At 44.9% G+C, this 22,343-nt stretch carries 17 protein-coding genes; 7 read left to right on the top strand and 10 right to left on the bottom strand.

All coding sequences use genetic code 11. The features are described from left to right. Positions 1-51: 51 nt before the first annotated feature. The 3 genes from CLV59_RS24935 to CLV59_RS24925 are packed head-to-tail and all read left to right on the top strand — an operon-like array spanning position 52 to position 5,615. Positions 52-1,131: an efflux RND transporter periplasmic adaptor subunit gene (locus CLV59_RS24935; protein WP_111594819.1), complete on the top strand. Its 1,080-nt coding sequence runs from the start codon at positions 52-54 to the stop codon at positions 1,129-1,131. Between the two features lie 15 nt (positions 1,132-1,146). After that, positions 1,147-4,263, top strand: a complete 3,117-nt coding sequence (locus CLV59_RS24930) for an efflux RND transporter permease subunit (RefSeq protein WP_111594818.1) — start codon at positions 1,147-1,149, stop codon at positions 4,261-4,263. 17 nt (positions 4,264-4,280) lie between these two features. Further along, on the top strand, positions 4,281-5,615 hold the full coding sequence (locus CLV59_RS24925; protein WP_111594817.1) for a TolC family protein: 1,335 nt from the start codon (positions 4,281-4,283) through the stop codon (positions 5,613-5,615). Positions 5,616-5,694: 79 nt separating this feature from the next. Here the strand turns inward: CLV59_RS24925 and CLV59_RS24920 are convergent, their stop codons facing one another. Further along, positions 5,695-6,591: a glycerophosphodiester phosphodiesterase family protein gene (locus tag CLV59_RS24920; protein ID WP_111594816.1), complete on the bottom strand. Its 897-nt coding sequence runs from the start codon at positions 6,589-6,591 to the stop codon at positions 5,695-5,697. Between the two features lie 225 nt (positions 6,592-6,816). Here CLV59_RS24920 and CLV59_RS24915 point away from each other — a divergent pair, with 225 nt between their 5' ends. Then, the gene (locus CLV59_RS24915) at positions 6,817-7,356 is read left to right on the top strand and encodes an RNA polymerase sigma-70 factor (RefSeq protein ID WP_111594815.1); all 540 of its coding nucleotides are present in this window, start codon (positions 6,817-6,819) and stop codon (positions 7,354-7,356) included. 3 nt (positions 7,357-7,359) lie between these two features. Next, complete coding sequence (locus CLV59_RS24910) at positions 7,360-8,724, top strand: S41 family peptidase (protein WP_111594814.1); 1,365 nt, start codon at positions 7,360-7,362, stop codon at positions 8,722-8,724. Positions 8,725-8,793: 69 nt separating this feature from the next. Here the strand turns inward: CLV59_RS24910 and CLV59_RS24905 are convergent, their stop codons facing one another. From CLV59_RS24905 to CLV59_RS24875, 7 genes are all read right to left on the bottom strand, one after another. After that, positions 8,794-9,522 carry a hypothetical protein gene (locus CLV59_RS24905; protein ID WP_111594813.1) on the bottom strand — a complete coding sequence of 243 codons (729 nt, stop codon included), beginning with the start codon at positions 9,520-9,522 and terminating at the stop codon, positions 8,794-8,796. Positions 9,523-9,594: 72 nt separating this feature from the next. After that, positions 9,595-10,974 carry a glycoside hydrolase family 18 protein gene (locus tag CLV59_RS24900; protein ID WP_111594812.1) on the bottom strand — a complete coding sequence of 460 codons (1,380 nt, stop codon included), beginning with the start codon at positions 10,972-10,974 and terminating at the stop codon, positions 9,595-9,597. Between the two features lie 79 nt (positions 10,975-11,053). After that, on the bottom strand, positions 11,054-14,236 hold the full coding sequence (locus CLV59_RS24895) for a TonB-dependent receptor domain-containing protein (RefSeq protein WP_111594811.1): 3,183 nt from the start codon (positions 14,234-14,236) through the stop codon (positions 11,054-11,056). 29 nt (positions 14,237-14,265) lie between these two features. Continuing rightward, complete coding sequence (locus CLV59_RS24890; protein ID WP_111594810.1) at positions 14,266-15,180, bottom strand: FecR family protein; 915 nt, start codon at positions 15,178-15,180, stop codon at positions 14,266-14,268. A gap of 96 nt (positions 15,181-15,276) precedes the next feature. Next, positions 15,277-15,798, bottom strand: a complete 522-nt coding sequence (locus tag CLV59_RS24885; protein ID WP_146616311.1) for a hypothetical protein — start codon at positions 15,796-15,798, stop codon at positions 15,277-15,279. A gap of 89 nt (positions 15,799-15,887) precedes the next feature. Then, on the bottom strand, positions 15,888-16,430 hold the full coding sequence (locus tag CLV59_RS24880) for a hypothetical protein (RefSeq protein ID WP_111594808.1): 543 nt from the start codon (positions 16,428-16,430) through the stop codon (positions 15,888-15,890). 127 nt (positions 16,431-16,557) lie between these two features. Beyond that, positions 16,558-17,538, bottom strand: a complete 981-nt coding sequence (locus CLV59_RS24875) for a hypothetical protein (RefSeq protein ID WP_111594807.1) — start codon at positions 17,536-17,538, stop codon at positions 16,558-16,560. Between the two features lie 260 nt (positions 17,539-17,798). Between CLV59_RS24875 and CLV59_RS24870 the strand changes: the two genes are divergently transcribed. Continuing rightward, positions 17,799-18,770: a DNA/RNA non-specific endonuclease gene (locus CLV59_RS24870; protein ID WP_111594806.1), complete on the top strand. Its 972-nt coding sequence runs from the start codon at positions 17,799-17,801 to the stop codon at positions 18,768-18,770. A 111-nt stretch (positions 18,771-18,881) separates the two neighbouring features. Here the strand turns inward: CLV59_RS24870 and CLV59_RS24865 are convergent, their stop codons facing one another. Next, positions 18,882-19,634, bottom strand: coding sequence for an SDR family NAD(P)-dependent oxidoreductase (locus CLV59_RS24865; RefSeq protein WP_111594805.1), 753 nt, complete (start codon positions 19,632-19,634; stop codon positions 18,882-18,884). A 134-nt stretch (positions 19,635-19,768) separates the two neighbouring features. Between CLV59_RS24865 and CLV59_RS24860 the strand changes: the two genes are divergently transcribed. Next, a complete protein-coding gene (locus CLV59_RS24860; RefSeq protein ID WP_111594804.1) occupies positions 19,769-20,125 on the top strand; it encodes a winged helix-turn-helix transcriptional regulator in 357 nt (118 codons plus the stop codon). A gap of 89 nt (positions 20,126-20,214) precedes the next feature. Here the strand turns inward: CLV59_RS24860 and CLV59_RS24855 are convergent, their stop codons facing one another. Then, the gene (locus CLV59_RS24855) at positions 20,215-22,308 is read right to left on the bottom strand and encodes a DUF5689 domain-containing protein (RefSeq protein WP_111594803.1); all 2,094 of its coding nucleotides are present in this window, start codon (positions 22,306-22,308) and stop codon (positions 20,215-20,217) included. Positions 22,309-22,343 lie beyond the last annotated feature (35 nt).

Genomic DNA, 22,343 nt, shown 5'->3' with positions numbered 1-22,343 from the left:
ACTGTGGCTCTTCCCTTAATGCTATCATCGAATTCTAAACGCTAGTATTTAATGTCCAACGCCAAACGTACGTTCCGCTCAATTGCTATTGTGGGGATTGCCGGTATCGCTGCCTTTCTTATTTATAAACAGGTAGCCGGCAATAAATCATCTGAACCTGCCGCTCCGGCCAAAGGAGGTCCCGGCAAATCTCAGGTCGTGATAGATGCTTTTATTGTTAAAACATCCCCGATTGACCAATATATTGACGCCAGCGGTACGCTCCAGAGCAATGAAGAAGTAGAAGTGAAACCGGAAATCAACGGCCGTATTACCCGCCTTTTCTTTAAAGAAGGCACCAATGTGAAAAAAGGCGACCTCCTCGTGAAAATCTATGACGAGGACCTGAAAGCACAGCTACAAAAACTGAAATTACAGCAACAACTGGCAAAAACGACCCTTGAGAGGCAGGAAAACCTCCTTAAAATAAATGGTATCAGTCGCCAGGATGTAGACGTTACCCGTAACCAGGTTAGCGCATATGCCGCAGACATGGACTATACCCAGACCCAGTTGCAAAAAACGGAACTCCGCGCTCCATTCTCCGGCCGACTTGGCCTCCGTAATGTCAGCGAAGGCGCCATCGTTTCCAATGCAGTGGTCATTACTACCCTCCAGCAAATAGATCCGCTTAAAATTGACTTCACCGTTCCTGAGAAATACAGAAACGTGGTGAAAAATGGGGATAAACTGAGCTTTACTGTAGCCGGCGACCAAAATACCTATAACGGTAGCATCTATGCCATCGATCCGAAAATTGACCTGGCTACCCGCACGGTTAAACTCCGTGCCATCGTTCCTAACAACAATGGCATCCTCTTCCCAGGCTCCTTTGCCAAAATCCACATCAACCTGAAAGACCTCCCGGATGCAATGATGATTCCTTCCCAGGCGGTTATTCCAGGCACCCGCGATAAAAAAGTAATCGTGGCCGACAGCGGCAGAGCCAAATTTGTAGTGGTGGAAACCGGCATCCGCGATGAAAACAGCGTACAAATCACCAGCGGCCTGAAAATCGGCGATACCGTGATCACTTCCGGTATCCTCCAGCTGAAACCAGGAGCGCCTCTGAAATACAACAAGATCAAGTAACCTGAATAATGAATTATGAGTCTGCCGTCGCTTTCCCTTAAACGGCCCGTACTGGCAATTGTGATGAATATCATTATCGTGATATTCGGTCTTGTGGGCTTTACTTTCCTGGGCGTCAGGGACTTCCCTGCCATCGACCCGCCTATCGTAAACGTGCGTACCTCCTATGCGGGCGCCAACTCCGATATTATTGAAACACAAATCACCGAACCATTGGAAAAACAAATCAATGGTATCGCTGGTATTAAAAATATTTCCTCGAGCAGTAGCCAAGGTAGCAGCAATATTACCGTGGAATTTGAACTGGGTCAGGACCTGGAAGGCGCCACGAACGATGTGCGCGATAAAGTTTCCCAGGCACTACGCAGCCTTCCGCCAGATATCGACGCTCCCCCTGTAGTTTCCAAGCAGGACGCCAACTCTGATGCGATCATCTCCATGACCGTACAAAGTAATACCCGCAACCAGCTGGAAGTAACAGAATATGGTACCAACGTACTCCTCGAAAAACTCCAGACCATCCCAGGCGTTTCCCAGATCCAGATCTGGGGAGAAAAAAGATACGCCATGCGTATCTGGATGGACCCTGCGAAACTTTCTTCGTACAGCCTGACTCCTTCAGATGTGCAAGCAGCCCTCAAACGTGAAAACGTAGAGCTGCCCTCCGGTAAAATCGCCGGTAATGCGACCGATTTTACAGTACGTACTTTTGGCCGACTGGTGAGCGAAGATGATTTTAATAACCTGATTATCCAGAATGTCAATGGTAGCGAGATTCGAATCCGCGACATTGGACAGGCTGTACTAGGACCGGAAAATGAAGAAACCGTTCTGAAAGAATCGGGTATCCCTATGATCTCCCTCGCGCTGATCCCACAGCCAGGCTCCAACTATGTAGCCATCGCTGATGAGTTCTATAAAAGGTATGCCCAGCTGCAAAAAGAAATCCCGGATGATATTAGTATCAATATCGCGATGGATAATACCCGCTTCATTAAGAAATCTATTGAAGAGGTAGAGGAAACGCTCATCATCGCACTGACACTGGTAATCATCATTGTATACCTCTTCTTCCGCGACTGGCTCATGGCCTTCCGTCCGCTGATAGATATTCCGGTATCCCTCATCGGAGCATTCTTCATTATGTATGCCTGCGGCTTCACCATTAATATCCTCACCCTCCTGGCCATTGTACTGGCCACCGGCCTGGTAGTGGATGATGGTATCGTGGTAACGGAAAATATCTATAAAAAGATCGAAGCCGGTATGCCTCGTATGCGCGCCGCCCGCGAAGGTTCCGAAGAAATCTTCTTTGCGGTAATCGCTACCTCCATCACCCTGGCTTTCGTATTCCTGCCGATTATCTTCCTGCAAGGTTTCGTAGGACAGCTGTTCAGAGAGTTCGGTATTGTGGTAGCCGGAGCCGTTCTCATTTCGGCTTTCGTCTCCCTAACCCTTACTCCGGTACTCAACGTTAAACTTGGTCGTAAAACACATACCCATTCCTGGTTCTATCTGAAAACAGAACCTTTCTTCCGCTGGATGGAAGATGGCTACAAAAATTCCCTGGAAGCGTTTATGCGTTTCCGTTGGACGGCCGTTCTGATTGTATTGGCTTGTCTGGGTATGATCTACGGGCTGTTTAAAGTGCTCCAGTCTGAACTGGCGCCACTGGAAGACAGAAGCTCTTTCCGCCTGTCAGTGACCGCACCAGAAGGTACGTCGTTTGACTATATGGATAATTATGTAGACAGACTAACACAGTTCATGGCGGATTCTGTGCCGGAACGTAAAATCGTGCTCAGTGTTACTTCTCCGGGCTTTAGCGGCGCTGGTGCAGTAAATAGTGCATTCGTTAACGTGATGCTCTCTGAACCAAATGAACGTGCCAGATCTCAGAAAGAGATCGTGAATATGGTCAACAGGAATATGGCCAAATTCCCTACCGGTAAAGTGTTTGCCATTGAGCAACAGACTATCCAGGTAGGACGTCGTGGCGGTCTGCCGATTGCGTTTGTACTGGAACACATCAACTTTGACTCCCTCAGTTCCGTGCTCCCTAAATTCATGGATGAAGTGGGCAACAGCCCGGTTTTCCAGGGAACAGATGTGGATCTGAAATTCAACAAACCAGAACTGCGTATACATATCGATCGTAATAAGGCTACTCAACTGGGCGTGTCTGTACAGGATATCTCCCAGACGCTCCAGCTGGCCCTGAGTAACCTGCGCTATGGTTACTTCATCAGAAACGGTAAGCAGTACCAGGTAATGGGACAGGTATTCCGCCGGGACAGAGATGACCCGAACGACCTCCAGAACCTGTATGTGCGTAACTCCCGCGGAGAAGCCATTCAACTGGATAACCTGGTATCGATAGAAGAAGAAACCAGTCCTCCTATCATTTATCACTTCAACCGATTCAAATCCGCGACTATCTCTGCAGGTCTTGCTCCTGGCCAAACCATTGGCGATGGTATCAAGGAAATGTATCGCATATACGAAAAGCTGAAGAAAGAGCATGTACTGAACGATAACTATAGTACGGCATTATCCGGCGCATCCCGCGACTATGCGGAGAGTGGTTCCAACACCATGTTTGCATTGAGTCTTGCCCTGATTCTGATTTATCTGGTACTGGCTGCTCAATTCGAAAGCTGGATAGATCCGTTGATTATCATGATTACAGTACCGTTGGCATTTGCCGGTGCATTGTTATCACTCTGGTTGTTTAACCAGACCTGGAACATCTTCTCACAGATTGGGGTAATCATGTTGATTGGTCTAGTTACCAAGAATGGTATCCTGATCGTGGAATTTGCGAACCAGAAGAGAGACGAGGGTATCGATAAATCTGCGGCGGTAATTACTGCTTCTTCGCTGCGTCTGCGTCCGATCCTGATGACGAGTCTGGCCATGGCGCTCGGCGCGCTGCCAATTGCCATGTCTTTGGGAGCAGCGGCCACCAGCCGTATTCCTTTGGGTATTGTGATTGTGGGAGGTATTATTTTCTCCCTGGTACTGACACTCTACGTAATCCCTGCCATGTATACCTATCTGAGTCGCAGGAAAACGGGTAATTCAGAAGATGAGGAAGAAGCCGAGGCACAGACCGAAATGGCGCACGCTTAAATTTACTTTAGAGAATTATGAAAAATTATATAGCTAAATTTTGTTTGTCTGTATTGTGCATCATCGCTGCCAGCTCGGCAGCGATGGCACAGCGGCAGGTGCTCACACTGGAACAGGCGATAGATGTAGCGTTGAAAAATAACTTCGATATACGTCTGGCAAAAAATACAGCAGAACTATCTGCTAACGATTACGCTTATGCGAATTTTGCATTTGCGCCACGCCTCAATGCCACTGTTGGTACTTCCTGGAACAACACTGCCACCAAACAGGAGTTTGCCAACGGCACCAAACGTGATACCAGCGGCATCAAAGGCCAGAATGTCAATGCCAGCGTAAATCTTAACTGGACATTATTCGATGGGATGAAAATGTTTGCTACCCGCAATAAGCTGGAAGCCATCAAAAATCTCGGCGAGCTGGCCATCAAAAACCAGGTACAAAATACCATTGCTACTGTCATTGGCGGATATTTTAACATCGTACAGGAAAAGCAACAACTGAAAGCCCTCGCAGAGCAGGTATCTATTTCTGAAGAAAGAGTGAAACTCTCCGATGCCAAATTCCAAACTGGGCTCGGTCCTAAAACAGACTGGCTCCAATCCAAAGTGGATCTGAATGCACAGAAAGCTTTGTATCTGCGTCAGCAAACAGTGATTGAACAAAGCAAAGCCTTGCTGAATCAGCTGATGGCCGTACCGGAAACTTCCACTTTTTATGATGTAGTGGATTCCATTCCGTTGAATGCAGGCCTATCACTGGGCGAATTGCAGGAGCATATTTCGGAGAATAACACCAGTATTAAATTACAACAGCAGAATGTAGCCGTTTCCGAACTGACTATCAAGGAAAGAAGAGCGGATTATTTCCCGATCGTTTCTTTTAATTCTGCTTATAACTTTAACAGAAATACTTCCAACGCGGCCTCCAACAACTTCAGCCCGAAATTCAACAGGAACGGCGTATTGAACTATGGATTCACCGCCAGCGTTCCGATTTTCAATGGCTTTAATGTGAGAAGACAAGTGAAAAATGCACAGTTGGATATGGAGTATCAAAGTATTTCACTGGATAATATTAAATCGCAGGTATCCCTGTCGCTGACCAATGCATTCAAAGATTACCAATATTACAAACAAGCATTGGCATTGGAAGAAGAGAACCTGGAGCTGGCAAAAGAAAATATGATGGTAGCGTTGGAACGGTTCAAACAGGGCGTTTCAACTACTATTGAAGTGAAACAAGCGCAGCAAAGTCTTGAAGACTCTTACACCAGACTGATATTAGCCCGCTATAATACCAAGCTGGCAGAAACGGAACTCAGAAGATTGAATGGTTCCATCATAAATTAAATTCCTATTTAACGAGAGAGGGTCTGATCGAAACTTGTGGTTTTGATCAGACCCTCTCTCGTTAGTTGGAACAATAAAACTATTTTTGTTGATAACTACCGGTAATGGTAATCAGTCTGTCCGGATAATTCGTGATAATCCCATCTACCCCCAGGTCTATCATTCGTTTCATATCTACTACTTCATCTACTGTCCATGGTAGCACTTCTACTTTCAGTGCATGGGCTTCTTTAATCAGATCCGCGGTTACCAGCTGAAATGCAGGGCTATAAACAGATGGCGTAAAGCCCAACGTTTTAATGTTGTCTGCGAAGCTATCTTTATTCGCAATCAGCCAGGCCGTTTTCTGTTTAGGGAATGTTTTATGCAATACCTGTAAAGTACGTGGATCAAAAGATTGAATGGTTACCCTGCTGGCAATTTTTTTCTGGTTGATGACACCCATTACCAATGCGGTGAATACATCTGGCGTTGGATTCAGGCGGCCATCTCCATTTAATTCTGACTTGGTTTCGATATTGTAATAAACAGGTTTCAAGTGATTCTTTTTCACATATGCTTCCACGCTATCGATCAGTTCAGAGAGCAGCGGACGATAAGTTTTAAATTTTGCCTGTTGTGGAAAGCGTTCATAAGGTTTGGTACCCGCATCATATTTACGGATACTGTCGTAAGGCATTGAGAAGAGAATCAATGACTTTTGCTCTTCCTTGGTGATATCAGCTCCATCTGGCTTACGCATGAAGGCGGCCGACATATACGCATCATGTGATACTACCACTTTATTATCTGCGGAAATAATACAGTCCAGTTCCAATGTACGAGCTCCCAGCTTGACAGCATTGATCATAGCAGGAATCGTATTTTCCGGCATTAGTCCCATCCCGCCTCTGTGTGCCTGTACATCTAGTGTAGATTGTGCAAATGCCTGAGTAGTCAGTAATCCGGCGCCCAGGATAAATGATAAAATTTTCATGCAGATAAGTATTCGTGATTGTGAATAAACGAAGATACAGTATTCAATTACGAAGTTAAAGATGCGAATACGCCTACATTAAAATCATAATTATTTATTAATGCTGCCGTATTACCGCACCAGCTTGTCATTTTCCTGTAAAGCAGTACAGGAACGGCATTCCTTAACATTCCTGTAACATAGGATTTGTAAGTTTAGTTATCCAAACGCGTCAACCTGCGAACTATGTCTGATAGCCCTGTCAAATTACAATTTGAGCGACTCTTTGTCAACAACAAGGAGAAGATCTACCGCTTTGCCTTAAAGTTGACCGGCGATGCTTCCAGAGCTGAAGATATTACCCAACAATGTTTTATCAGGTTATGGGAGAACATGGATAAGGTCCGTGAAGGAGAAGATATTTTCCCCTTGTTGTTTGTTTACGTAAAAAACCTGGTGATAGATGAAGCGAGACGACATTACCGGGAAAAGAAACTGTTGCACCAGGCTACAGAAGAAGAGAAAACCCGCCCTCAGTCGGAAGATACCGGCGATAAATACATTATCCGTAAAGAATTTGATCTGCAACTGTATAAGGTAGTAGGCACTATGCCTGAACAACGGAGAAATGTATACGAATTGAGTCGGGTCCATGGTTTTAGTAATCAGGAGATTGCCTCCAAGCTTTCCATTTCTGTTGCCACTGTGAAAAGCCATCTGGGCAGCGCTTTGCAGTCAATCCGGCGACAGGTGAGGTCCCATTTTGATCTGGATAATTCCCAATAACTCATGCTATATACCCGTTCCCTCCTGCTGGCCGGTACTGTACTATTAATAGGCAGTTGCAGGAAAGACAGCACCGTGTCTCCCGTAATACCAACAGGCCCTGTTACTCAGGCAGAAATCAACAGTTGGGTGCTGGACAGCATGCATTATTTCTATCTCTGGAATCAACAACTCCCGGCGAAAGCGGATACAACGCTGATTCCGCCATCCTTCCTGTTAAAATTACGACAGCAGGAAGATGTATTCACCAGTTTAATCAATCCTGATGATCCGGAAACGTTGCCCGTTTCTTTATACAATAATTTCGGACTGGATATCGGTGTGATAGATTTCCCTGCTTCTCCTACCGGCGTTATTGGCGTGGTAAAAATTGTTGTCGCCAATTCTTATGCAGCCTCCAAATTCAGTCGGGGTAGCTATCTCACTAAAATAAACAATACGCCTGTCACGGCCGCCAACGCCTCTTCTCTTATCGCCGATGTACTGAAAGCAAAATCCGGCAGTTTTACACCGGCTATATATACCAACGGCATTTTAACTGAAGGGACACCCGTACAATTGACATTCGGTTATACCAGGGAAAACCCCGTGTATGCGACTACGTTATCCACAGCTGGTAAGAAAGTAGGTTATCTCTTCTACAATTCCTTTAACGATAATTATACTTCTAGTCTGATTGGCGCCTTCCGGCAGTTTATGAGCGATAATGTGCAGTCGCTGATCATCGATCTGCGCTATAACAGCGGAGGTAGTATCGCCGCAGCTGCGGTACTGACAACGCTTATAGCAGACGGCATCAGCGAAGGAAGTTCGTATATACAATTGAAAGGGAATAATATCCAGGGAAGTTTTACGATGAATTTAAAAGAGACCCTGGCGGTACCGGAGAGTGGGAGTCCTGCTACTTTTAGTTCACTTCAATCTTACCGTTTACGTTTGGCGAAAGTATATATACTGACTGGGCATCAAACGATATCGGCGGCGGAGTTGCTGATCAATAACCTGAAGCCATACACGCAGGTGATTCAGATTGGTAATGCAACTTATGGGAAAGATAAAGGGGCCGTTATCATCAGGGATATGCGTACTCCTAAGCGTATTCCATGGGTCTTACAACCTATTACTTACCGACTGGCAAATGCAAAAGGAGAAGGCGGTTATACCAACGGTATTGCGCCGCAGTATACAGTGGATGAGATGAGTCAGCAACCATTGACGGCTTTCGGAAATCCGGCCGATCCATTAGTATCCACCGCACTTTCTTTAATAACAGGTACAGGAAGAAGAAGTGTACCTGAAGCGACTACACGTAAATATTACGAATCTGTTCCCACCAGCGAGGCGGTGATTATCCCCAGGAAAAAATAAAAAGGCGCTCACTACTGAGACGCCTTTCCAACAGCATGAAGAATTTACATGCACACATCACAACATACTTTACAAACCAGTCAGTTTTGAACTGAGGGTTCCATTATTGTCACTCACATAAGAAATATAATTTCCTGCATAAGTAGGGCTTGCAAACAGAAAATAAGACGGAGTCCTCGGAGTTGGAATCGTAAGCCCTGTAGCCGGATCTTTAAGGGTTAGCAGGTATTGATAAGCCCTGTTGGTAGACTTATTCTTATGGAGCAGCTGTAATACTGTAGAATAGAGTTGTTTATTTTTTACTCCTTTCAGGAGGGCTACGTCTACTTGTGTAGTGGCAGGGGTCCCTACATACTGTAGTTGCAGATCTACCACATCATATTTGTAGTAGCTGCTCAGGTTGAGATATATCTGGATCGTCAGCGAGTCGGGGCTGACAGAAGCAGGCGTCAGGATGCCGTTCACGCCCAGTGTAGCACTGGAGATGATACGGAAGTCCATCGTTTTATTTGGGAGGATAGTAATAGCCGTATCTGCAATCAGTGTATCGCTACCTGCTTTATAGAAGCTGAGTTTACCAGGAAGGCCAGCCTGCATGATAGTGGATTTCGTTTGTGCGTTGGTGATAGAGTCTATCAAAACCCCATTGAATTTCACATCAATAATGGGTGTTCCCGGAAGCTGGGCAACGGAGTAGCTTACGCTGCCAAAGTATTTTTCATCTGGCAATTCTCCTTTGCGGCAGGCAGCTATCGATAAAGACAGCAAGGCGATTACAACTAATTTCTTGAGATACATATTATTTGAGAATTTGAAGAGGAGCCGTCTCTACTGAGTAGAGATGGCTCCGGAAAAATCTTTTAAACACTATTAGAATCTGGTCCAGGAATCAGCCCAGGTTGCGTCTGTAGCAAATGCACCTGCAGATGCAGCAGGAGAAGCAACAAATGCCTGATAGTTGAACGGATCATTCGGTACGCGAACGAATGGAGAGTTCAGCTGTACGAAATCGTTAGGATCTGTAGAGTTAGCAGTTTGGTTGCTGGTACAAGCTACAGTCATAGCGATAGCAGCGAAGCTGGTGAAATTGAGTTCTTTGGAAGTAGGAATCTGGAAACCATCTACATAGTTGTTGCAGAATACGTCTACACCAGCATTGTATTTACCTAATGTGTTACCCAGTGCATAATCCAGAGAAATACCCCATCTGAAACCAGTGAAGATAGAGTTAGAAATTTCGAACTCAGTATTTCTTCTCAGGTGAGCAGCACGGCCATATTTACCGCTACCAGAAGGCTGACCATTAGCAATAGAAGCCAGGGAAGCAGAAGGTACGCCTACGATGGTTACATAGTTGTACTTAGGACGAGTGATAGGAGTGTTGTTAGAACCTTGCGCATCGTTATCAGATTCGAAACCATTAGACTGGCTCTGGTCTGCACGGGTAGTATCAGACAGACCCAGTGCATAAGTGATAGAACCGGTATAGCCGTTATCTGTATCGAACATATCATCCAGTGCATCTACAGCTACCAGGTGAGAAGCGTTCACTGTTCCACCGAAGAATTCGAAAGCGTCATCAGCAGCTTTGTACACTTCGATATAATCCAGTACAGTACCGCTACCAACGCCAGCCAGGGTCAGACCGTTGATTTCGTTGTTGGCAGACAGTGCATAACCAGCGTACTCGATACGTACATACTTCAGGATACCGGAGTTATCGTTATCGATTCTTACGTTAGGATCGCCGTAGTTAGCATCTGCCAGCGGAGTACCAGGGATACCTTCTACGCGGGTAAGCGAAGGCCAGTTGGTAGTAGCACGACCGAGGATAACCACACCAGCCCAGTCACCAGATTTTGGATTGTTGCTGGCAGAAGTAAAGATGATAGGGTTGGAAGCAGTACCTTCCGCAATGATTTTAGAACCACGGGTAATGATCAGACCACCACCAGGGTATCCGCCTTCTTTACCGGAACCCAGTGCGCCTTTGATAGTAGTTCCTGCCTGGATGGTCAGTTTAGCACCGTTAGATACATAAACCAGACTGTCCAGTGTATAAGTTTTACAAGCCTGCAGATACAGATCTGAAGTGATAACGCCGTGAATAGTGCTATCGCCGCAGCCAGCAATGGTTCCAGCCAATACAGGACGACCACCGTGTTGATCCTTTTTACAGGAAGAGGCCAGGAAGATACCGGCAACCGTCAGCGCCGATAATACAGTTACAAATAAGGGTTTCTTGTTCATGGATTTGTCTTTTGAGAGTTTCTGTTTAATCGATTACCTGATCAGGGTTACATTACGCGTAAATTATGTTTAGCTATTGCTAGAATTTATAGGTAACAGTAGCGCTATACGTCCGGCCGGGTGACAAACGATAATTAATCAAATCCTTTTCTTTCTGATAAGCCAGCTGCTGTTTTGATGGCGCCTTGCCAAATTGGATGGCAGGATCATCGTTGTAAGTATTTTCGTATACAATGCTATAAGCATTCAGAATATTGGCCACACTGATTTTACACTCTCCCTTACCACGCAGGAATCTCACCATAATCTGCCCATCCAATGCATTCAGCGGCTGTTCCATGAGCGACTGCGGATAGAACGCTGCAGGACGGAACATCCTGTTTCCAACGAAATTGTAGCTAAGACTCAGCGACAATGGCTTTGTATCATAGTAAATGCCCGCATTCATCATATAGTTGCTCGCACCCGCCTGTGGACGATGTTCCAGCTTACCCGTTGTTTCGTATACACTCAGTTTGTTCGGGATCACCGTGTCCAGTTTGATAGTAGTAGTCAATGGTTTCACCCATGCATCCAGGTAAGAGAAGTTACCATATACCGTAATATTCTTTACAACCGGCACCTGGGTAAAAGCAAACGATTTACGGACCTCTATCTCTGCACCATAGTTCTGGGCAGATTTATTATTCTGTAAGGTGAATAATCTGTTCACGCCTTGCTTATAAATCTCCATGGGGTATGACAAGTCTTTCATGAAAAGGCTTGCAGAGATGATATCTCCGGGAGCAGGATACCACTCATACCGAAAATCATAGTGACGGATAGTTGTAGAGCGGATCAGGTTCTCGCCCACATAATCCCCACCCAGCTCGTAGTCATATTCACGGAAGAAAGACAGCTCTCTGATATCAGGGCGAATGATACTTTCCGCATAAGCCAGTCGCAGATTCATTTTCGGCGTGAGACCGTAAGTAAGGTTGGCAGAAGGGAAGAAGCGCCAGTTCGGTTCTCTGTTTAATACAGCAGAGATATCCAGGTCTTTGTTACTATTGTTGGTAGACTTCAGTTCATGTTGCAGCACTGCGTTCGCGTCATTGAGGTTGTAATATTCTGCTCTTAAACCCCACACCAGTCTGAATTTACCGAACTTGTTATCCAGCATCCCATAGAGCGCGTGCAAGGTGACGTTGGCTTTGAAGTCATCTCCACCATCCGTCAGTTTAGTGATCACGCTGGAATCCGTAAAGAATTTCTGAAGCGGTTGGTAGAACTCTCCACTGTAGCCTTTTGAAGAGGAATTGGAGACGAAAAACAATCTGTCTTTATTCCAGCCGGCATAGCCGATTTTAGCGGTATTTGTAACAGGGCCTACATTAAAGGGAGCCGCGATATTCAGATCCCAGTTGAAGTTTTTTTCTTTTGCCCGGCTCCACCAGCGTAAAGTACCGTCGCGGCCTGTAGCGAAAGGCGCCCTGATATTGAACTGATTGAGCTTTGCAGATTTATCTTCATAGCTGTCGGCTATCAGAAAGTGGTTATCCGGGCGGATTTTATCCAGATCAATGTAGCTGGCCATCCATTTCACTTTGAGGCCACCGAAGCTCAGTGCATGTTCCCCTTTCAGCTGATTCTGTAATATTTTGCTTTGTGTGGCAATATCTTGTATTGCCAGGGCATTAGGACCGGATTCATCGTGGTGGCCGCGTCCTACGGTAAGTTGCTGGTCCAGTACCTGGAGATATAATCCCTGGTAAGTGATTTTATTCTTATCATCTCTGTAGCCAACGCCCAGCAATCCATTGATATTATTGGTAAATCCATAACGTTGTCCATGGAATAGCATAGAGTCTTTTGCAGCGGTCCCGCTTTGCTGTTGAAAACCATCTCGGCCGTTGATCACATCCTGCGTAGAAAAGGTGGTTCTGTAGCCGATGGCGCCTACAAATCCAAAGTGACGATTGATGATTTTACCTCCCGCAATTTGGATATTGGGAGACACGGGCGCTTTGAGATCAGTCAGTATCCAGTTATTGGCATAGGCCGGCTTTCCCTTTTCCCAGGTAGCATTGGCGTTTGCCAGCTCTGTGGTGGAACTCCAGTTGGTACCGCCAAACCATTTGCGGTGATCTGATATTTGTCCGCGATATTCTTTTCCTTCGAGGGGCAAGGTGAGGAAATCTTTACCGGTGGTTTTATCATTGTAACTACCGCCAACGGATATATTAAAAAAGCTTTGCGTTGGGATACCGAGGGTATTTACTTCTACCAGGCCTCCTCCGAACTCCGCACTTCTGTCGGGTGTCAGCGTTTTGATAACGGTCACATTTTCGATCAGTGCAGCGGGAATGATATCATAGTTGAAATTCTTTCTGTTGAGTTCTGTACTGGGCATAATCTGGCCATTCAGGATAGCCTGGTTATAGCGTTCACTGAGGCCGCGTACCACCACGTATTTATTTTCCATGGTAGACATCCCACTAACGCGTTTGAGGACTTCGCCCAGGTTTTTATCGGGGGTACGGCCAATCTGATCTGCACTGATACCGTCTGTGATACCGGCGCTATTCTTTTGAATGGCATACAGTCCTTCTGCAGAGGCGCGTGCATACGTTCCCGTTACTGTTACTTCTTTTAGCCTGGAACTATTGGAATAGAGGACAACGTTCAGTGCCGTGGTATTTTTCGGACTAATTTGTACGTCTGTTATTTTACGGGAATCGAAGGAGATAAAAGAAAAAGTGATATCATATTTTCCTGGTTCCAAGGGCAGATCGAAAGTGCCATCTACATTGGAAACAGTACCCATTCCATTGCTGGCATGGATGGTCACTCCAGGCAACGGTTCGTTCTTTGAATCGGACACTCTCCCTGTAACGCGGCCCTGAGCACGATTTTCTGGCCTTTCCGCACGACCTCTCTTGAGGGCGATAGTAGAGGTACCTGTCATTTCTATATCAAGTGGACTGTTATAGTCCAGGTATTCGAGAACGGCATGTAATGGAGACCCGGAGAACTTAGCGGCAGCCACAGGGCAATGCTGTAGGTATTCCGGATCATAAACGAAAGTATAAGGAGTTTGTTTCTGTAATGACTTTACGATATCCTGTGCATTGGAATTATTGAATTGCAGGTACACTTTATCGCGCAGGGATTTGTAGGACTGTGCCTGCAGCTTTCCTGCAGCGAGCGTCAGCATCCACAGTGACAGCATCTTTACAGGCATGGCAGCGCCTGTACAAAATCTGTGTAAAGATTTTTGCATACTTTTTAACTATTAATAAATGATGAGTTTTAATGTTTCGCGGATATCAGGTATGTGCTGTCATTGACACGGGTACATTTCAGATCATGCACATAAGCAAGGGTGGCGAGTATTTCCCGGATAGGCGTATCGCCGCTAAATTCGCCTGATATTCTTTTCGTTGCCAGTTTTTGGTCAGCTAAAGTAATCCTGTTTCCTTCCCGCTGTTGTAGCCGGGTCAGCACATCAGCGAGGGTGGTTCTGTTAAAAATGATTTTGTTGTTCTTCCAGTCGAGCACTTCTTTCTCGTTGAAGGCGCCGGTATTGGCGGGTTGTCCTTCCATACTGGTGAGCATTTCACCCGGTGTAAGGATTTTCGTATATCCGTTCCTTTCTGCTACAGCGATTTTCCCTTCCAGCAGGCTGATCTGGATACTTCCGTCGGCATGGCTGGCGGTGGATATATGAAAAGTAGTACCTAATACAGTAGTGGTCAGATGCCTGGTATGTACATTAAAAGGTTGTTTCGCATTAGTCACCACTTTAAACAATGCCTCGCCTTCCAGCCACAGGTCGCGCCCATGGATATTATAGGCAGTGGAGTAGCCCAGTTTACTATGAGCGTTTAGCCATACCTGTGAGCCATCCGGCATGTTGTAGATCTGTACGCGGCTGGTATGGTTAAAGAGGGTATCCATGTTATCTGTCAGGGCCGACTGTTTTCCTACCGGATGGAACACAGCGGTTGCCAGGATGATAATTCCCGCCACAGCAGCGGCTGCGGCAGCATACCACATGCGATGAACTTTGCGTACAGGCTTGTTCGCGTCGTCCCAGGTAGCTGTAAGGAGACTATCCAGCTCAGGGGTGTTTGTCTGTTCCAGATATTTCTCTACCAGCAACTGTTCTTCTGTGGAGCAGTTGCCCTGGAAATACTTTTCTAATATGACGCGATTGATCTGCATACATAAAGAGTACGCTTCACAAAAAAGGAAGGATGAGTGAGAAAAGGGGAGTTAACAATTTGGTAATAATGTGAAGACTTCCATATATCATCTCTATTAATCATTAATGCCAATAGATTGATATGGCCCTGTTTCCCTCTTGATCGTCAGCTGTAAGAATTGGTATATCGGCCGTATATAGTTACGGTATTCCTCTGAGTCCATTCTTCTGGCGAGCGGGATTTTACGACCGTTAGTTATAATGGAAAGGTAATAACGCGTACTCCTTCTTTCGTTATGCTTTTCTTCCACCATGATGTAATCTCTCATCGTGTCAAAAACATAAGGCGTACCATTGATAAGGTATTTATTTTGCCGGAGATGCAGGATAACTATGCTCTTATCGCGTAAGTATCTGCGCAACAATATGATCATTAAAAAGGTATATAGTATTGCGAACCCGATCAGACAAATAATTTTTGTTTTATCTGGCTCATGTACATAGATGCTATAAATGGCTTTGTAAAATAAGAGGGTAGTCAGTGGCAGGAACAACAACATCAGCACCGTAATATATAGTATCCGCTTACTGCTTAGCAGCAACTCATTTCCCTTTATTGTAAGTTGGTAATAGCTCATATGCATCTGGCGTGCTGCTAATTAATCTCTAAACGGTACTTTTAGAAAATCAGCTAATGATTGGGATAATATAGGGAGACACGAGCTCTTTATTCTGAAAGCCCCATCCATTTCCTTACCTGACGGGCGATCCAGGGTTTACCCATTCTTATAGGGAGGCCCAGGAACTCAGACATAAGAGGGCTGTTTGTTTCATAGTCATTCTTCCTCATTCTTTTACAGATCTCAATTCTGCGCGTTTCAGTATGCAGGTAAATGGTAAAATAGGGGATGCCTTTTGAACTAGTTTGCTTCTGTACTTCCAGGAAATCATTTTCCTGATTCAACTGAATGAATTCCCCATTGACATAAAAAATGGATTTGCCTTCGCGGATAATTTCAATATCCTTATCGTTCACAGTGCGTATGATGGTATACACAGCAACTCCCAACATGAGCGATATAAAGATAATGAGCGACACATAGTTATCTTGTAGATGTGTCACTCCCGCCATATATTCTGCAAGAGAGAAATAAGAAACCGCAGAGATGGATACCAAAGAAAAGAGAATTGTCAGCACAATGACTCTCTGTCTGTTTTTAATGAGGAGTAACCGGTCGTCTTCTATTGTTAATTCATAGTAACCTGGCATATAGCGTAGTATCTAGGTAGTAAAAGATACTGATTTTCTATGCAATTTTGTTGCCATATCTGGTTTTTCGGGAAGCTTTTCGATACAAGATAATTAGCAGCCTGGCCTTCTCCAGGCTGCCAACAGATTATTTATTTACTTTTTCCTGCAATGCATTGACTTGCTTCTGTAGTTCAATGACATACAAGGTAAGTTCTTCTACTTTTTGTAAAAGTTTCTTATTCATTTCACCGAGGTCCTGACCATTCTTTTCTACTTCATCAGCAGCTGGTACTTCGGGTAAATGACGATGTGTGCGGATATACTGTTCAACTGCTGATAAAGAGGGCAGCTGGTAATCATCTGCGAAGACAAAATCAGGCCAGCCGGTAGCGGTTACTTTTACTTTTTGAGCGGTGATAGTGCCTGCAACTGCCAGTTTAGACTGAGGTGTGGTAGTACCGATGCCAACATTTCCCCAATAGGTAATGCGCATTCTTTCAGTACCGGCAGAAGTCGCGAAAGTCATAAACCCATCCCCAGCATCACTTCCTCTATAAAAGTTAATGGACGAATTGAGATACTGACCAAAATAATGCTCCAGGGAAAAGGATTTGACATCTGTAGGCTGGGTATTACCCGACCTCACAGCAAGGCAGTTGCCAATACCGTTATCATTCCATTCTGGAAGGCGGGCCAGAACGCTCGTAATTACATCTGTGTTATTTGTTGAAGATAAACCCACATCAAATAGTGCTCTTGGATTATCCGTCATTAATCCGGTTTTACCATCTCTTGTTAATACCACCTGCGACCACGGAGTAGAAGCACTATTGGCAGTTTTTCTGAAATATAGCTTCTGATCATAGAACCCACCAGCAAACTGCATTGCAAAGAGATTTACAGCATTGGAATGTCTTATATCCAGGAGATGCCACCAACCTTTTGCTCCATCCGGATAATTAACAGGAGCGTTAGCCTGAAAGAATCCAGAAAGATGGGGAAGTGCCCCTGCATCATTCTTCCATTCTGTCCGGGAATCTTCCAGCCCCCATTTTATAGTATCCACTTGCGCATACGCCCCCAAACCCGCCAGGGTCAATACAAACAATAATAAACTTTTCTTCATAGTATAGGATTCATTATTAAATGACAAACTTTGCTAAGTACATATGACTCTGGAGGCAAGTTAAATAAAATCAGGAAAGGTTTGGAGGTTTTAGCGTCAAGACAAGATCGCAATGTAAACATCTGATTAAGAATTTGTGATGATGGGCTATTCCACGAAATAATTATTTAAATTGCGCCCTTTCCGTAAATCGTCGATAGTAACTGTATTCCTTATTAGTATCTTAACAACAAAGTAGATTAATTCACAACGTCGAACTTATGAGACTGAATTTCAGATTGTGGGGTATTTATGCCGCCATATTAGTGATCGCCGCCTGTACCAAAGATGACGTCCGTAAAGCAGCGCCACCAGTAAACCAAAATAAGCCTGATACCATCGTTTATAAACCACCTGTAGACAATGGTCCTATAGATAACGGTACCTCTCTCACAGATGACACACATCTGTTACTGGGTAATCCCACTGATGCGCAGAGAAACCTGGTGCAGATTGAGAACTACCTGATGGACCAAAAATATTTCGTGGAAGCATACAGCAAGAATCGTGGTACTCCGGTATGGGTTAGCTGGCATCTTTCCTCTGATGATATCGGTAGCAGCGGCAGAAGCGATAATTTCCACGCAGATCCTAACCTGCCTTTATCCTGGTATGCAGTAAACGAAAACAGCTACAAAAACAGTGGTTTCGACCGTGGACACAATTGCCCTTCCGGCGATCGTACCTCTACAGCCGCAGCTAACAATGCCACTTTCCTCATGACCAACATGATTCCTCAGGCTCCAATGCTGAACCAGGGACCATGGGAAGGCTTGGAAGACTATGCGCGCAATACCCTCGTAGGTACCGGATATGAAGCATGGATCATCATGGGTTCTTATGGTAAAGGCGGTAAAAACTCCAGCGCTACCAGCGTATCCTCTGTTGACAATGGTAATGTGAATGTTCCTGCCTCTGTATGGAAAGTAGTACTGGTAATTCCTAAAGGCAATAACGATCTTTCCCGTATCGATGCCAATGCTACTATTGTGGCTATTGACATGCCTAACGACAATACCCTGTATACTACCAGTGGTACCGGAAAATCTGCCTGGAAAAATTACGTAGTAACTGTGAATGACCTGGAAACCAGAGTAAACGCAGCTTTCAAAGATCAAGGCATCACCCTGAACCTGTTCAAAAATATTCCTGAAGGAATCAGAACACAGCTGAAAGCAAAATTATTCAAGTAAGCATATTTTCATAAATGATTACAAAAAAGGCATTGACGCTCCAGACGTCAATGCCTTTTTTGTTGTCCGTACCCAGCAGGGCACATACTATACAGAGAGCTGGCTGTCTCCCTAAAAAGCATATCTTCTCATTCCTCCATCCACTACCGCTACTGTGCCTGTGACATATGCTGCCCTGGGGGATACCAGGAAGGTGGCCATGTTGGCAATATCTTCTGGTTTTCCGAAATCTCCCATTGGAATTTCCCGTTCTGCGAATTTCTTGCGCTCTTCGCCTGGAAATAACCGCCTGATCTGTGCGCTGTCAATAATGCCTGGTTGGATAGAATTCACCCGGATGCCATAGGGGGCTAATTGAGAGGCTAACTGTTTCGCCCACACGATCAGACTGGCTTTGGCTACAGCGGAGGCGTTGACGGAACGCAATTCGTAGGTGCTGGCCAGATTCAGGATAACGCCCTCCTTCCGTTCCATGAAATGTGGTAAAATTAGCTGGGTCAGTCTTCTGTGCTGTGTAAAGTCAAGTGTAAGAGAGGCCTCCCACGCTTCATCTGATCCTATTACGTCCAATGCCTGGCTACGACCGGCATTGTTTACCAGGATATCTACCTGTTTTAACCGATCAAATGCAGCATCGGCAATCTTCTGCGGCCCATCGGCGGCGGTGAAATCCTGGCTCAGTAACTGCGGCGCTATTCCGCCCGCCCGGATAACCTCTTCTTTCATTTCCTGAAGCGCTGCTTCCTCCCTTGCTACCGCCAATACTTCCACGCCTTCCAGGGCTAATTCTTTAGTAATGGCTCGTCCGAGTCCTTGACTAGCGCCGGTTACAACCGCTTTTTTACCGCTTAAATGTAAGTTCATATACGTTCTGCTTTTAGTAATGTTTAGCAGAATGTCTGGCCAGAAATTCTTTTGTAAAAGTAGGTCGTTGATACTAATTTTAGAATAGGTACTACTAATTGTGTGGTACGAACAATCATGTAAGTAAGTAAGTTATGGGAACCAGAAAAGAGAACTCAACGTACAGCCGAAACGAGAAATATATCATCAACTGTAATATGTCTTACGCCGTCCATGTCATAGGAGGGAGATGGAAGCTATTACTATTAGATAAATTGCGAAAAGGGACCTCCCGATACAGTGATCTCAAAAAGGAATTTTCGTATATCAGTGAACGTATGCTTACCCTGCAACTCAAATCCATGGAAGAAGACGGGCTCATTATCAGGAACGTATATGCAGAAGTACCTGTACGTGTGGAATATACGCTAACGCCTGCAGCTATTGAACTGATTCCTATTCTGGATTTATTAAGCGCCTGGGGGAACAGGCAACGGTCATTACAAGAATGATATCAGTTAATATTTTTCTACTAAAACAAGAAGGGCTGACCATCTGGTCAGCCCTTCTTGTTTTAGTAGAAAGTCAATATAAACATTTGCTATTGGAAGCTAAACTTCACATCATCGATAGCAGTGCTAGAACGGTTACCGGCGCTACCTGTTTTCTCTGTGCACAGAATACGGATATAAACTTTGCTGTTCTTATTATCGAGTGCAGCACCAAAATTTACAGTAATCAGGTTATTGGTGTATAACCCGCCACCAGTCACCAAACTGGTGCCTGTAGCTGATACGGTAGTAAAGGTTGTTGGATTATCTCCTATAGCATAATCTACATACCACACACTAGTTCTTTTTGAGGAAGTATCCAGCGATTGTAAATTAAAGTTCATAGCGAGATTTGATTTACCAGTTGTATTTGCGATTTCAAATACAAAGGCAACCGGTTCTACAGCGCTTGTTTGTCTTACGCCTAATGCTCTGTTGGTAGAAGCATCTTGAGCGGTAGAAATACTACCCATTCCCAGGGAGGCATCACCTGCGGAGGCATAGTTTTTAAACCCACCGCCAGTCGCTTGCCAGGATGCTTTTGCAGGAGCCCAAAGGAAAGTTCCGCTTGGATCTGCACCGATGGAAGTAGAGGTAGGAGTAGTTTTTACAGAAACTCCAGCAGGCAGACCATTTGCGATGTTGTTAAAGTCGATCAAATAAGGAGAAGTTCCCAGTACGATATTGGTAGCAGGATTAGTTACATCACCGCCAGTAACATCGCTGGAAGCGCGCAGACCTAACTGAGTAACAGTATCTGTAGCGCCAGCAGGCAGGTAAACAGATAAGTATCCAGTTACAGTTGCATTGGTTAAAGGAGCGTTGATTTTAATATTAGCATCTTTAACGAAAGCCACAATATTTCCGGTGGTTGCATCTGTAATGGTATAGTTGGTACCAGAAGTACTAGGCGCACCTGTTACAATGTTTACACCTTTCAGTGTTACCATAGTAGAAGCCCAGATGGATTTATTAGCAATAGCAGTTTTCACATCGGTCTGACGAGGCGTTACCCCACCATTACCTTTTACCACCACGTTGGCAACAGGAACGTTCTTCAGTTCCAATTCGCCATTGAAAGCAGTCAGTGTAGCGCCACCTGCGTCAATAGTCAGTACAGACCCTTGTGCATAATCAGGAGACCCTTTAGCAGTATACAACAGTACGCCAGCAGAGTTATCTGCCTGTGCAATTCTTACGTTACCTGCTGCTTCATTTGCAGATGAAGAAAGCACAGTACCTACGATAGAAGTATTTGCAGGAATTACAACATCTGTGCCTTTATACATTTTCCTCAGGTCACTAATAGTGATCGTAGTAGCGGAAGTTCCATCGCAACGAGTGCCTGTCAGCAGACGCATGTCAGCGGTGTCACGGATCAGGAACTGGCTGGTAGTATTAAAGAAAGTGTAGATACCTGTGATATTACCTTTACCAGCAGGCACCTTAATACCTGCGAAGTTGGCATAACTGGAAGATCGAAGTACTACAGTAGCATTTGCGCAGTTCACCAGGTTGATATTTACGCTCGTTGCTGTTTTGGTAGTATCTCCATAAGTTTTACCCATATCAGATGTAGCCACCTGCATATCTTTCAGGGTAATCAGCATGTTCTGATACTTCTGGCTCAGCTTATCAGCAGTCAGTTCTAAAGGCATTACTACGTTTCCGGAGCTACCTGCTACCAGGAAAGAGTCAATTACAGCAGAAGGAATACGTACTGGCTGACTCTGATCGTTTACACCCAGACCTAGTTCCAGCAATCCGCCGTAAGCACCGAGAGTCAGGCCTTTTGCCTTTACGAATACTTTACGACCGATAGGATATTTCGCATTCAGGTTAGACGCATCCAGCTGTATGTTAATACCGCCGGTGCTATCCTGGATAACAATCTGTTTAAATAAGTTACCGGATTTATCATCGCCAATTACCACACCGGAAAATATCATGTTGTCGGTGATAGTTACAGGGCTGCCTTTGTACAATGCCTGCAGATCAGCAATACTATTGGTGATTTGGATGACAGGATCGCCACCGCTATAAGGAGGTTCGTCAAAAGTTTTCTTACATGAAACGATTGCCAGTGCTCCCAACAGGACTAAACCTCCGGAAAACCTTACGAATTGTTTACACAATTTGTTCATCAGATGTATTATTTAATCAGTTATTTGTTTAGTTA

This window comes from Chitinophaga dinghuensis (assembly GCF_003259435.1).
GTDB classification, from domain to species: Bacteria; Bacteroidota; Bacteroidia; order Chitinophagales; family Chitinophagaceae; genus Chitinophaga; species Chitinophaga dinghuensis.
Note: the sequence above shows the minus strand (reverse complement) of the source record. Positions and strands in the feature narration are given on the sequence as shown.